The organism is Ochrobactrum quorumnocens, assembly GCF_002278035.1.
Taxonomy (GTDB): Bacteria; Pseudomonadota; Alphaproteobacteria; order Rhizobiales; family Rhizobiaceae; genus Brucella; species Brucella quorumnocens.
On record NZ_CP022603.1, the window covers coordinates 505,788 to 518,787 of the forward strand.

The window sequence follows — 13,000 nt, forward strand, 5'->3', positions numbered from 1 at the left end:
TCAGGAGATCACCATGACCAGAACACGTACCCGCCGCTTGAAAACCCTGTTCGGTGCCAGCAACGTTGTTTCCGCGGACACTGACCAGGACAAGACCTTTGGGTTCAAACGCGCAATAGAGCTGGCAAAGAAGGCTGAAGCCGAGAAAATCACCGGTCTTTTTACAGCCGACCTTCTACAACTTGATCCGGCGGGTCTTGCAGGCACCACCGGAACGCAAGACCCGGTTATCGCGCTTGCAGCGCTGGCACATGCGACTTCACATATCGGGCTTATTGCGACCGTATCCACGACATTTCTGCATCCTTACAATCTCGCACGCCAGATTGGAACACTGGACCATTTGAGCGGTGGCAGAACCGGTTGGAATGCCGTGACCTCTTCGGTCGGCGAAGAGAATTTCGGCGGCGATCTGCCAAGTCCGGAAGAGCGCTATGAACGGGCTGCGGAATTCATCGAGATCGTCAACGCGCTCTATGATGCAAATGAACGTGATGCGATCACCCGCAAAGCTTCGGGTAATATCTCTGTCCACCCGGAAAAATTTCACCCTATCAACTATCGTGGCAAGCATTTCAGCGTAGAAGGGCCACTGAATGTGCCACCTCTGCCGCAGGGTCGTCCGGTTCAGTTTCAGGCCGGCCAATCCGACGCCGGTGTCACGGTTGGCGCCCGCTATGCTGAAGTCGTCTATACGTCACAGCCGAAGCTCGAAGATGCTGTGGCCTTTGCCGCCGAGCTGCGCCGCCGCGCAGCACAGTTTGGCCGTGGCAACAATCTGCCATTCATCATGAACTCGCTTCATTCGCTGATTGGCTCTTCTGAAGCCGATGTTGCTCGCCGTCTGAAAGACAAGCATGAGGCAATCGACTATGATCAGGGACGTGTCAAACTTGCAGATATGCTCGGCGGGCATATTGATCTGAGCGATCTGCCGCTCGACAAGCCGCTGCCGGAAAACCTGTTGCCGGAAATCACCAGCATTAACCGTCGCCGGGGCCGTGTCGAAGTTTTCCGTCGCTATGCGCGCGAAGGTTTGACCTTGCGTCAGTTGATTATTGAGGCACAGGAAACCGGTCACTGGTCGATTGCAGGCACGCCGGAGCAACTCGTCGATGCGATTGAAGAACGCTTCAACACAGGTGCTGTTGACGTTCTCACGCTGCATGGCATTGGTAATCCCGATCAGGAAGATTTGCTTCTAAATGGTCTGATCCCGGAGCTTCGACGCCGGTCGTTGATTGATACGGATTATATCGGTTCTGACTTCCGCGCCAATCTGGAACTGCCAGCCTTATCCGTTGCAACACCATCTCAAGCCCGGAGCGCCTGAAATGGCAAAGCGTGAGGGTTTTCTGCGATTTGGCTTGTTTGTCTATCCCGTCGGCCACCATATTGCGGCATGGCGGCACCCAGATGCTGTTGCAAATGCTGGCATCAACTTCGACTATTACCGCAACGTTGCCTCGCTGGCAGAAGCAGCCAAATTCGATTTGCTGTTTCTTGCCGATGGTGCGGGAACCCGCGGCGACAATCTCGAAATTCTGAGCCGCACAGCGCACAGCTATATAGCACAGTTTGAGCCGCTCACGCTTTTGTCCGCGCTCTCGGCTGTCACCAACCATATCGGTCTTGTTGCAACGGCCTCATCGAGCTTCAATGAGCCTTTTCACATCGCACGAAAATTTGCCTCACTTGACCATTTAAGCGGGGGTCGCGCAGGCTATAACCTTGTGACTTCGGCCAGCGACTTTGAGGCGCGCAATTTCAACCTCGACCGTCATTATGAACATGCCGACCGTTATGAGCGGGCGGAAGAATTTGCCGATGTCGTCAAGGGGCTATGGAACAGCTGGGAAGATGATGCCTTTCTTTATGACAAGGAGCAGGCACGGTTCTTCGAACCTAACAAGCGGCATGTGCTTAATCACAAGGGTAAACACTTCTCGGTTCAGGGACCGCTAAATGTACCGCGTTCGCCGCAAGGGCATCCCGTGACGGTGCAGGCCGGTTCATCGGCGGCTGGAAAGGACTTGGCAGCAAAAAGTGCAGATGTTGTTTTCACGGCACAGCAGACTGTTGAGGAAGCCGCCGCTTTCTACAAGGATGTCAAACAGCGTGCAGCACACTATGGGCGTGATGCAGACGATATCAAAATCATGCCGGGCATTTTTCCGGTTGTTGGTCGCACGAGACAGGAGGCTCAGGATAAGTTTGACGAACTCCAGAACCTCATTCACTCGTCTGTGGGGCTCAATATTCTCTCTTCGGGCTGGTCTGGTCCCGACCTTTCGCAGTTTGATCTCGACGGTCCAGTGCCTGAGTTGCCGGAAACTCAAGGCAGCAAAAGCAGACAAGAGCTTCTGTTTGAATTAGCGCGGCGTGAAAATCTGACCATTCGTGAGCTTTATCTACGGGTTGCTGGCGCGCGTGGTCATCTGCAAATCGTGGGCACCGCGACGGACGTTGCTGACGCGCTCGAAGAGCGTTTTGAAACCTATGGCGCGGATGGTTTCAATGTGATGCCGCCTATCTTCCCGGCAGGTCTGGAAGACTTTGCCGAGCTGGTTCTGCCGGAGCTTCGTCGCCGCGGGCTTGCCCGCAGCGATTATGATGGTCCGACATTGCGGGACAATCTCGGTTTGAAAATACCGATCCATCCAGCTGCATCGGTTCAGAGTTCAGACACCTTAGCTGCCATCAAAAAAGCGGTTTGAAGGGCGTGGGAGGCCCAGGTGTTCACGCAGCGTGCTGCCCTCGTAATCAGTGCGGAAGATACCACGGCGCTGTAGCTCAGGCACCAGTCTTTCCGCCACATCATCAAGGCCTTCCGGCAGGAAGGGGAATACAACCGTGAAGCCGTCACTGGCATCCTCTTCCAGCCACTTCTGCATTTCATCGGCAACGCTTTCGACGGTTCCGACGAAAGCAAGACCTGAATAGCCGCCGTAACGCTGGGCGAGCTGACGGACAGTCAGCTTTTCCTCTTCGGCCAATTTGAGAACTTGCGCCCTGCCCGACTTGCTTGCATTGGTTTCGGGAATTTGAGGCAAATAGTCGTCTGGATCAAAGCCTGATACATCATGGCCCAGAGCAATCGACAACGATGCGATACCGCTATCATAATGAACAAGACTATCGAGCTTCGCACGCTTCTGCTTGGCTTCCTCAAGGCTATCGCCAAGGACGATGAAGGCTGCAGGCAATATCTTCAACGACGATGGCGCGCGACCGGCGGCAGCCAACCGCGACTTCAAATCAGCATAAAGCTTTTTTGATTCAACAATGTCTTGCGGCGCACAAAACACCACTTCCGCCGTTTCTGCCGCCAGCTGGCGACCCGGTTCTGATTGACCAGCCTGAACAATCACCGGCCATCCTTGTACGGGACGCGCAATATTAAGTGGTCCACGCACATTAAAATCATCGCCATGATGATCCAGAACATGCATCTTGGATGGATCAAAGAAGATGCCGCTTTCCTGATCCCGGATGAATGCGTCATCCGCAAAGCTGTCCCAAAGTCCCGTTACAACATCATAGAACTCGCGCGCACGCTTGTAGCGTTCGCCATGCTCGACATGCTCGTCCTTGCCGAAATTAAGCGCTGAATCGGGATTGGACGTCGTGACGATGTTCCACGCTGCGCGCCCCTGGCTGATATGGTCAAGCGAGGCAAAACGTCTGGCAATATGATAGGGCTCGTCAAATGTGGTGGACGCCGTTGCGGCCAGTCCGATCTTGTCAGTCACCGCAGCCAGAGCCGACAGCAGCGTGAATGGTTCAAACGATGTAACCGTATGACTGCGTTTCAGCGCCTCGACCGGCATGTTGAGGACAGCAAGATGATCCGCCATGAAGAATGCGTCGAATTTCGCCGCTTCAAGTTTGTGAGCAAAAGCCTTCAGATGCTTGAAATTGAAATTTGCGTCGGCATAGGCACCGGGATATCGCCAAGCGCCAGTATGCAGGCTTACAGGGCGCATAAACGCCGTAAGATGAAGAGACTTGTTCAATTGATCGTTCCTGAGGCTATTGCGAAATGAGGTGGGCGCTTCTCGATGAGCGTTTGTCAGAACGGTGATTTTACGACTACGTACTCATTGAGCTAAGAAATATGATTGCGCTGCCTGCGCTACTCAAGGAATTTGCGCTTCATATTTCCGTGATTCATGGATCATCGTGCTAAGCGCCCGTCACAGAGCAATGTTAGACTCTATCCCAATATCTTGCGTTGGCTTTATTGGGTTTTATTGACAAACCCAACATGGCATATTTTCAAAGTGGAACCGGCTTCAGCGTTTTGACGTTGAAGATATCGATCCGATCAGCCTTGGGATAATCAGATTATCCCGTTGGGTGCGGAGGAAAATAACCAAGGGAGGTCAGAAAGATGAAAGCACGCACAGCAAGTGTTGGTGATCTGGAAAGCGTTTTTCACGACCTTTCTGAGCGAATGGCAGCGGAATATATCGCGGCCGGGAAAGACGTAAGATCGGCCTACGATAACCTTACCATGAACCTGCGCGAAGGACGCGCACATGCACTGATTGAAGACGACAAGGTCGTGGCGATCATTGCCTGGCAAGAGGCGGATGATGGAACAGATACCCTGTTTGCGGCGAAGGAAGACTTCTTCAATGCGCGATCCGTCCGCTTTTGTCGGAAGCACATCAAGCAAATTCAGGCGCTTTCCGGCGACCGTCCGATACATTCCAGAAGCTGGCGTGATCGTCCTGATGTCGTTAAATGGTTTCGGATCATTGGTTATCGGGAGATCGATGGCGAGCAAGGTTCCAAGCTTTTTGAGCTTGGTGCCCCAGCTGGAAACAGCCTCTCCAGCCAGTAAAATTAAGCAGCGCCGCGTTTATCAAGCGCGGCGCGGTCTACCGCAAGCCTTCAGCAATTGCATCAATCGTTGCTCTCACGCGTGATGCAAGAACACGCCCGCCCGGCCATATGATACGGATCGGTAACGAAGGCGTTCTGATATCCGGCAAAACCTGAACCAACGCGCCGGACAAGAGCTCGTCTTCGACCAGCCAGCGGGGTATCTGCACAAGCCCCAAGCCAGCAATACCCGCATCGACGATCATATCAAAAGCAGCAAAGCTATGGTTCGCGCGGATATCGCATCGAACCTTTTCCCCATGCTCGTTTAAAGCGACCCATGGTTCGTTCCGCCCACTGCGAAACTGTGTGACACAGAAATGCTCTTGAACGTCACTCAGTTTCGAAGGCTTACCATAGGCCGATATGTAGGAGGGTGATGCACAAATGATGACGTCCTGTTGACCCACGCGTTTAGAAATCAGATCCGTACTATCGGGCAGATCACCGATCCGCACCGCAAGATCGTACCCCTCTTCGATGAGGTTCACGACGCGGTTCTCAAATGACACTTCAAAATGCAGCTGTGGGTGGGCTTGTGCGAGTTGCATCAACAAAGGTGCAACGCATTTCCGGCCAAACAAATCCGGCAGATTAATCCGCACCCGTCCTGACGGAACAGCTATGCGGGAAGAAAGTGCAGTTTCTGCATTCGCAAGTTCTTCAAGCGCCCGACGGCAGCTTTCCAGATAAACGCGCCCCTCGTCGGTCAGGCTTAGACTACGGGTCGTGCGATGAAACAACCGTACGCCGAGACGATCTTCAAGCCGCGCAACAGACTTGCTGACTGCAGATTGCGACAGGCCCAACACGGTTGATGCAGCCGCGAAGCTGCCCGATTGCTCAGCCTGAACAAATGCTCTGATACCGTTAAACCGTTCGTTTGAAATCATATGTCGATAATATTTGTCGTGATTGAATATAAATAATGCCAGAAATGCGAAATTTTCTCCATGATAAATTGCCTTTCACAAAGTTTCAGAGTTGTGAAGGATGAGCAATGTCAGAAGCACTGCAAGATAAGAAAATCGTTGTGATCGGTGGAAGTACCGGGATCGGGTTCGCCGTTGCAAAGAAGGCAGTAGAAGCAGGCGGCAAGGTCGTTATAGGCGCACGCGATCCTGCAAGACTTGGCCAGGCTGCTAAAACTCTGGGAGAGAGATCAACCGCATTGGAAGTCGATACCTCCGACACCGAATCTCTTGCGACATTCTTCTGCGCAATCGGCGCTTTCGATCATTTGTTCATCCCGGCAGCCACCTACACCGTGGTCGGCCTCGACAGCGACGACATAGAGGCAATTGAAAGCCCGTTTCGTTCAAAGTTCTGGGGCCAATACTGGGCTGTAAAGCACGCTGTTCCGCATCTCGATAGGACTGGTTCGATCACCTTGATGGCCGGTGCGGCCAGTGCAAGGCCAATCAAGGGTGGCGCAGTTTATGCAGCTTGCAACAGTGCAATCGAAGGGCTCGGTCGCGGGTTGGCGATTGATCTGGCACCCATCCGGGTGAACACGATTTCCCCCGGTACAATCGACGGCCATCTTTGGCAAAATCGTCCGCAGGAAATGCGCGAAATGGCCTATGAACACTATCGTCAAAATTCGCTTGTCGGCAGACCAGGCACTGAATCCGAGATTGCCGATACAGTACTTTACCTGATGGGAAACAGGTTTGTGACCGGATCGAACCTTTATCCGGATGGTGGATACGCGCTTCGCTAACAGCCTATATGACAACTGGCTGCAATATCTGAAGTTTCTAATGCAGCCGATTGAATTTAATAGGTTTCTCCGCGCAGATGGCTCGCCAGAAAGCCGAGATTATCTTGTCCCCAATAGGTCTCAGTATCGTAAATATAGGTCGGAAAACCAAACACACCCCTATCGACGGCACGTTCGCGATCCGATTTCCATTTGGCCTGAACGTCGTGATCATTCTCACGGCCCAACAGATACTGACCGTTAAAGCCAGCTTCATCGGCGACGGCACTGCGGACTTCCGGCTTGCCAATATCCTTAGCCTCAGACCAAAATGCATGTTGAAGTACACGTGTCAGCTGCAGCCAGTTTTGACCTTCAAGATAGGCAGCAATCACACTGAATGAAGCAGGTGTGGGGTCACTCAGAGCCGGGCGGCTATCAATGAAAAGCGGTTTGCCGCGAAACTTGGCCCAACGCTTGAGATCTTGCGCGCCATAGGCGCGACGGGCTTCCGGACGATTGCGCGAAAAGATGCCGCCATTTTCCTCGATGACGGTCGCAAGATAAGGCTTGATTTCGATCACATGCCGCTCTGCCAGCTCCTCAAGCGTATCAAGCCCGAGATATGACCAGGGCGACCCGATGGAAAAGAAATAATCGATCGATTTTGGCACGTTTTATCCTTCTGTATGTGAGTGCATCCCGACAAGTGTGAACCTGTTTTCTGATAAGATGCGCGCAGGAACGTTATTAGAACTTCGGCAATCCGGGCGGATTGGTCTCCGATTGTTTGAGAGCCTCTTCCTTCAGATGCCAGCGGTCGAGAGTGCGGGCATAGTCTCCGCTTGCGATCAGGCTGTTGGTGGCAATGGTCAGTGCATCGGCAAGTCCGCTGCCTTTGCGCGTTGTAATCGCCACATCCGAGCGATCCGGCCAGCCCGCACTCAGCGTGCCGACACGTTTGATATTCTTGTCACGGGAGGCGATGAACACGAGCTGCGCGTGGGGCTGCACGATCACATCGGCCCGGCCCGATTGCAGAGCCAGAAGGCTTGCAGCTTCGTCATCGTAATATTGCAGTTCCAGCGGCTTGAGCCCCGCCTTCTCATTCTCTTCGCTCCATTTGACGAGAATGCGCTCCTGATTGGTCCCAGCACCCACGATGATGCGGAGGCCTGCAGCATCCATGGGTTCCTTGATGGAGGTAACTTTACTGTCGGCTTTTACGAAAAAGCCATGCAAGCCCTGCCGATAGGTCGAAAAGTCGAACTTTTCCTTGCGCTCTTCCGTTACGCCAACATTGGATATCACGGCATCATATTTGCCGGATGCGAGACCCAGCGGCCAATCGATCCATGCGACCGGAACGCTTTCGAGTTCAAGCCCAAGGCTTTCCGCAATCGCCGACGCATAGTCTGCATCCGCACCTACAACGGTCTTGGCATCTGTGGCGTAAGCCGCCAGCGGCGGACCGCCCGGAGCAACGGCCACAGTCAGCTTGCCCGGCGTGACGAATTTGAAATCTGCAGGAATGGCAGCGATTGCTGCAGCATCTTTCTGCACGTGAATGCGGCCAGCCTGCTCGGGTGATAAATCAAAATCATCCTCCGAAAAGGCCGGCAGGGATGAAGCGCCTAACAACGCCCATGCAGTAACTAACAGAGCACCTGCTCTCATGAACCGTTCTCCATATATGTAAATTAAAGCGGGCTGGCATATGCGTCCCCTCATGTGCCAGCCCAGCCCCTCACGAGCCGCTCTTCGGCAGGCCCTGTGGATTTGTCTTGGCTTCGGTGATGGCTTCCGGTCCAAGGTTCCAGGTATCGAGAACCTTGGTATAGGCACCGCTTGCAATCAGATCGTTGAGAACATTGGTCAGTGGAGCTGCAAGCCCACTGCCCTTGCGCGTTGTGACCGCAATCTCGGCGGTGATCGGCCAGCCGCCACTGACCGTGCCAACCAGCTTGGTCTTGCCATTGATACCAGCGGAATAGGCCTGCGTCGCATTCACGCTGAACACCGCATCGGCGCGGCCACTTTGAATGGCGAGATCCTTGACCGCGTCATCGTCGTAATATTGCACCTCAATCGGTTTCAGACCGGCTGCAACATTCTGACGATCCCATTCCAGCAGCACCTTTTCCTGATTGGTGCCTGCATCGGTGATGATCTTGAGGCCTTCAATATCCTTGGGCTGTTTGAGCTCCTTGATCGCGCTGTCAGCCTTGACGTAAAAGCCAAGCTCATCCTTGCGATAAGTGGAGAAATCAAACTTCTCCTTCCGCTCTTCCGTCACTGTGACATTGGAAATCACGGCATCGAATTTGCCCGAAGCAAGCCCAAGAGGCCAATCGGCCCACGCAACCGAAACCAGTTCGAGATCGCGTCCGAGACTATCGGCAATGATCTGTGCCAGATCGACATCGTAGCCGATGACAGTCTTGGAATCTGATGCATAGTCGTGCAGCGGCAGATGCCCGCTGGTGCTGATGCCAATGGTCAGAACACCGTCTTTGACGAATTTGAAGTCCTTGACCTCATCGATACGCTTATCGATTTTTTCAACCCGCAAACGGTTTGGCTGTTCTGGACTGAGATCAAATCTGCCCTCACTCCATGCAGCATTGGTCATCAGCAAAGCCCCTGAAATCAGGCCCGCAGTGAAGTATCCCGCTTTTCTGATATAAGTCATATTCCCATCTCCTTGAGTGTAGAACTCTATGTAATGACCTGATTTCTTTACCTTTTATCCCATTACGAGCGGATCTTACGATCCGCTTTTCGGCAATCCGGCAGGGTTGGTTTTGGCCTCGTCAACGGCTTCAGAACTCAGGCTCCAACGCTCAAGCACCTGATGATATTTGCCGTTCTTGATGAGTTCATTGAGCGACAGCGTCAGCGCATCGGCCAGACCGCTGCCCTTGCGGGTGGTGATTGCCACCTCGGCCGTCTGCGGCCAGCCGCCACTTACCGTGCCGACAAGCTTGGTTTTGCCGTGCTGCGATGCGGCGTAGGCCTGCACTGCATTGACGCTGAAGACCGCATCCGCACGACCGGATTCAAGCGCGAGGCTCTTGACCGCATCGTCGTCGTAATACTGCACTTCGACGGGCTTAAGACCGGCTTCGACATTCTGCTTGTCCCACTGCAGAAGGATGTTTTCCTGATTGGTGCCGGGATCGGTAATGATCTTCAGGCCCGCAATATCCTTTGGCTCTTTCAGCGATGTAATCGCACTGTCCGCCTTGACGTAAAACCCTAGCTCATCCTTGCGATACGTTGAAAAGTCGAACTTTTCCTTGCGTTCTTCGGTCACGGTCACATTGGAAATCACGGCATCGAACTTGCCGGATTCAAGTGAAAGCGGCCAGTCAGCCCAGGCGATTGGCACCAGCACAAGCTCACGGCCCAACGTATCAGAAACCAGCTGAATGAGATCAGGATCGAAAGCCACGACCGTCTTTGCATCCGTTGCGTAAGTGCTGATCGGGGGCACCCAAGGATTGATGCCGACGACGAACTTGCCGTCCTGCACGAACTTGAAATCCTTGGGAACGGCATTGACGGCGGCTTCGCTCTTTTCCGTGCGCAGACGGTTTGGCTGCTGCGGGCTCAAATCGAGTTCGGCGGAAAAGGCTGGCGCGCTGAACAGCGTTGCTGCTGCCAGAAAGCTGCCCAGTATTGCGTTCTTGTAGTTGCCTGATTTCATTGAATGACTCCTGAGAATAATCTGAATTTTGGACAAACAATCCCCGTCGATTGCCCCGTCAGGGCAATCGCAATTGTCGGGAGTTGTGGTTTTGATCCTGAGTGCATCCCGAAAAGTGGGAACCGGTTTTCGGGATGCGCTTAAAAACAACGGGCGTTCTGGCGTCAAAGGACTTTTGCGAGAAACTCCCGGGTTCGGGGATGCGTTGCCGCATTGAAAAGCTGCTCCGGCCTGCCGGTTTCGAGAATACGGCCCTCTTCCATGAAGACCACCGTATCCGCCACTTCACGGGCAAAGCCGATCTCATGGGTTACGATGACAAGCGTGGTGCCAGAGCGTGCAAGCTCCTTGATGACATCCAGCACTTCACCAACCAGTTCAGGGTCAAGGGCAGAGGTGGGTTCGTCGAACAGGATGACTTTTGGATTGAGGGCCAGTGTGCGGGCGATGGCGACACGTTGTTGCTGACCACCGGAAAGCTGGCGCGGATAGGCAACGATTTTTTCGCTGAGACCAACGCGCGCCAGCAGACGCTTTGCAATCACGGTCGCGCCATCCCGGCTCAGTCCACGGACAATCATCGGTGCTTCGATGATGTTTTCCAGCACAGTCAGATGCGGGAAGAGATTAAAGTTCTGAAACACCATGCCAACATCGACGCGTTTTTTCAGAATGTCTTTTTCTTTAAGCTCGTAGAGAGTGTTACCGCTCTGGCGATAGCCCAGCAGTTCGTCATCAATCGAGATAAAGCCGTCATCCACACGTTCCAGATGATTGATGGATCGCAGCAATGTCGATTTGCCTGAACCTGATGGTCCGAGGATCGCAGTCACGCTGCCGGGTTTGATATGCAAGCTGACATTATCAAGAACGAGATTGTTGCCGAAGCTTTTGGATACACAGTGAATGTCCACCGCACCGCGTCGTGCACCTGTGAACCCGTTGATAGCGAGCGCATCAGTAATCTGTACGTCCTGCTCGCGGCTGACTACGTTCTGCGCTTTGGTCGATGTCGTTGCTTGAGCAGGAATGAAACGAGCGAAAAGGCGTGTCAGTATGGCTGGAGGCGGATTGCGCAATGCACCGCGTGAGAAATGGCGTTCGATGTAATATTGCGCAATCGACAGCACCGTCATGATGATCAGATACCAGACGGTTGCGACCATCAGCAGGGGAATGACTTCTAGGTTGCGGCGGTAGATGACCTGCACCGTGTAGAAGAGTTCCGGCAGCGCAAGCACGTAGACCATCGACGTGCCTTTGGCGAGACCGATGATTTCATTAAAGCCCGTCGGAAGTATTGTGCGCATGGCTTGCGGAAGCACGATGCGGAAGGCCTGTCTGCGTCGCGGCAAGCCGAGAGCGGCGGCAGCTTCGAGCTGCCCCTGATCGACAGATAGAATGCCGCCACGGATAATCTCGGAAGAGAACGCAGCCTGATTGAGACTCAAGCCCAGAAGTGCCGCAGCAAACGGACTGAGGATTTGAACAGTGGGATATTCGGCAAAGGTGATATCCGTATATGGGACACCAAGCCTAACAGTTTCATATAGATAGCCGAGATTGTTCAGAACCAGAAGCAGGACGATGAGTGGAATGGATCGCAGCAGCCAGATATAGGCCCAGGAAAGACCGGATAGCAGCGGCGAGCGTGAAACGCGAGCAAGCGCGAGTGCGGTTCCCAGTGCAAATCCAAGCACCGTTGCAAGCGCTGTCAGCCACAGCGTCCGCATCAAACCGACAAGAACGGGCTCTGACAAGAACCATTCTGCAAAGACTGACCAGCCCCATTTGGGGTTGGTCAGAACCGACTGCAGTACGGCGATAATCAGGCCAGCAGCCAAGATAGTACCAATCACACGCGCCGGATAGCGCGCCGGAACGATCTTGTAGTGCTTGAAGTCACCCGGACTTACGCGGGAATTAACTTCCCCGTCTGTCCCTGCAAAATCTGTAGCAATTGCCATAATCAACGCCGCTCCGAAATATCATTTAACTTCTGATCCAATGCAGACATGTCTGTCATGGAAGTCACTCTGGTTGATTTTCCGAGATGAGGCATCAAGTTTCAAAACAAATAAGTCTATTTAAACATCGATCAGTGGATGTTTTTTCTATAACACCCACTCTTGTACCCTAACATTTACTTATCCAAATGCCGCGTGCTCCGCAGTCGCATCGGAATGATTAAAATCAACTTGTCTGATATTCTCTATATTTTTCTCGAAAGGCAAAGTCCCGTAAACCTCGGGGTCGGCGGACACATCGAAAAGCGCCGTATAACCATTTCTGAGATAAAGCTCTTTGGCTTCCGGCTGCCGGAAACCAGTGGTCAGATAAACGCGCTTGTAACCCTGACGGTGTGCCTGCGCTTCCAGCTCTTCAAGCACCTTTTTGGCAAGTCCCTGCCTGCGCAAATCGCTATGCGTCCAGATGCGCTTGAATTCGGCTGTCACATCGTCATAGCGCATGAATGCACCACCACCGATTGTCTGACCGTCACGGAGCAGCAGCAGGAAATTGCCGTGCGGAGGCGCGAAGGCTTCCGGCGGATATTTGTTCATTTCGGCTGCTGCACCCTCTTCATTGAAATAGGTGCCGTAGCGCGTGTCATACTCGATTGTCAGCGCCTCGATCAGCGGCACCGCACGAATATCGGTCGTTGAAGTGTAGAGAAATTCATCCGCCATGATGGGCCA

At 53.3% G+C, this 13,000-nt stretch carries 12 protein-coding genes; 4 read left to right on the forward strand and 8 right to left on the reverse strand.

What is annotated here, in order from left to right; all coding sequences use genetic code 11:
• The first annotated feature begins 13 nt into the window (after nucleotides 1-13).
• Both CES85_RS02475 and CES85_RS02480 read left to right on the forward strand, forming a co-directional pair.
• Nucleotides 14-1,333, forward strand: coding sequence for an NtaA/DmoA family FMN-dependent monooxygenase (locus tag CES85_RS02475; protein ID WP_095444483.1), 1,320 nt, complete (start codon nucleotides 14-16; stop codon nucleotides 1,331-1,333).
• Between the two features lies 1 nt (nucleotide 1,334).
• Nucleotides 1,335-2,717, forward strand: a complete 1,383-nt coding sequence (locus CES85_RS02480) for an LLM class flavin-dependent oxidoreductase (RefSeq protein ID WP_095444484.1) — start codon at nucleotides 1,335-1,337, stop codon at nucleotides 2,715-2,717.
• Here the strand turns inward: CES85_RS02480 and CES85_RS02485 are convergent.
• Nucleotides 2,691-3,986, reverse strand: a complete 1,296-nt coding sequence (locus tag CES85_RS02485) for an LLM class flavin-dependent oxidoreductase (RefSeq protein ID WP_095444485.1) — start codon at nucleotides 3,984-3,986, stop codon at nucleotides 2,691-2,693. The two genes, CES85_RS02480 and CES85_RS02485, sit on opposite strands and share 27 nt — an antisense overlap.
• Before the next feature lie 407 nt (nucleotides 3,987-4,393).
• On the opposite strand from CES85_RS02485, the gene CES85_RS02490 reads away from it, so the two are divergent.
• Nucleotides 4,394-4,849: a hypothetical protein gene (locus CES85_RS02490; protein ID WP_095444486.1), complete on the forward strand. Its 456-nt coding sequence runs from the start codon at nucleotides 4,394-4,396 to the stop codon at nucleotides 4,847-4,849.
• A 37-nt stretch (nucleotides 4,850-4,886) separates the two neighbouring features.
• Here the strand turns inward: CES85_RS02490 and CES85_RS02495 are convergent, their stop codons facing one another.
• Nucleotides 4,887-5,783 (reverse strand): LysR family transcriptional regulator, encoded by an 897-nt coding sequence (locus CES85_RS02495; RefSeq protein ID WP_095444487.1) that lies wholly within the window; start codon nucleotides 5,781-5,783, stop codon nucleotides 4,887-4,889.
• A 107-nt stretch (nucleotides 5,784-5,890) separates the two neighbouring features.
• Between CES85_RS02495 and CES85_RS02500 the strand changes: the two genes are divergently transcribed.
• Nucleotides 5,891-6,613, forward strand: coding sequence for an SDR family oxidoreductase (locus CES85_RS02500; RefSeq protein WP_095444488.1), 723 nt, complete (start codon nucleotides 5,891-5,893; stop codon nucleotides 6,611-6,613).
• A gap of 56 nt (nucleotides 6,614-6,669) precedes the next feature.
• Here CES85_RS02500 and CES85_RS02505 read toward each other — a convergent pair whose 3' ends face one another.
• From CES85_RS02505 to CES85_RS02530, 6 genes are all read right to left on the reverse strand, one after another.
• Nucleotides 6,670-7,266, reverse strand: coding sequence for a 2-hydroxychromene-2-carboxylate isomerase (locus CES85_RS02505; protein ID WP_095444489.1), 597 nt, complete (start codon nucleotides 7,264-7,266; stop codon nucleotides 6,670-6,672).
• Between the two features lie 76 nt (nucleotides 7,267-7,342).
• Nucleotides 7,343-8,269: an ABC transporter substrate-binding protein gene (locus CES85_RS02510; protein WP_095444490.1), complete on the reverse strand. Its 927-nt coding sequence runs from the start codon at nucleotides 8,267-8,269 to the stop codon at nucleotides 7,343-7,345.
• A gap of 70 nt (nucleotides 8,270-8,339) precedes the next feature.
• Complete coding sequence (locus tag CES85_RS02515) at nucleotides 8,340-9,224, reverse strand: ABC transporter substrate-binding protein (protein WP_374891760.1); 885 nt, start codon at nucleotides 9,222-9,224, stop codon at nucleotides 8,340-8,342.
• A 135-nt stretch (nucleotides 9,225-9,359) separates the two neighbouring features.
• A complete protein-coding gene (locus CES85_RS02520; protein ID WP_095444492.1) occupies nucleotides 9,360-10,301 on the reverse strand; it encodes an ABC transporter substrate-binding protein in 942 nt (313 codons plus the stop codon).
• Between the two features lie 164 nt (nucleotides 10,302-10,465).
• Nucleotides 10,466-12,268 (reverse strand): amino acid ABC transporter permease/ATP-binding protein, encoded by a 1,803-nt coding sequence (locus CES85_RS28055; protein WP_095444493.1) that lies wholly within the window; start codon nucleotides 12,266-12,268, stop codon nucleotides 10,466-10,468.
• A 180-nt stretch (nucleotides 12,269-12,448) separates the two neighbouring features.
• A complete protein-coding gene (locus tag CES85_RS02530) occupies nucleotides 12,449-12,991 on the reverse strand; it encodes a GNAT family N-acetyltransferase (RefSeq protein WP_095444494.1) in 543 nt (180 codons plus the stop codon).
• Nucleotides 12,992-13,000: the final 9 nt, after the last annotated feature.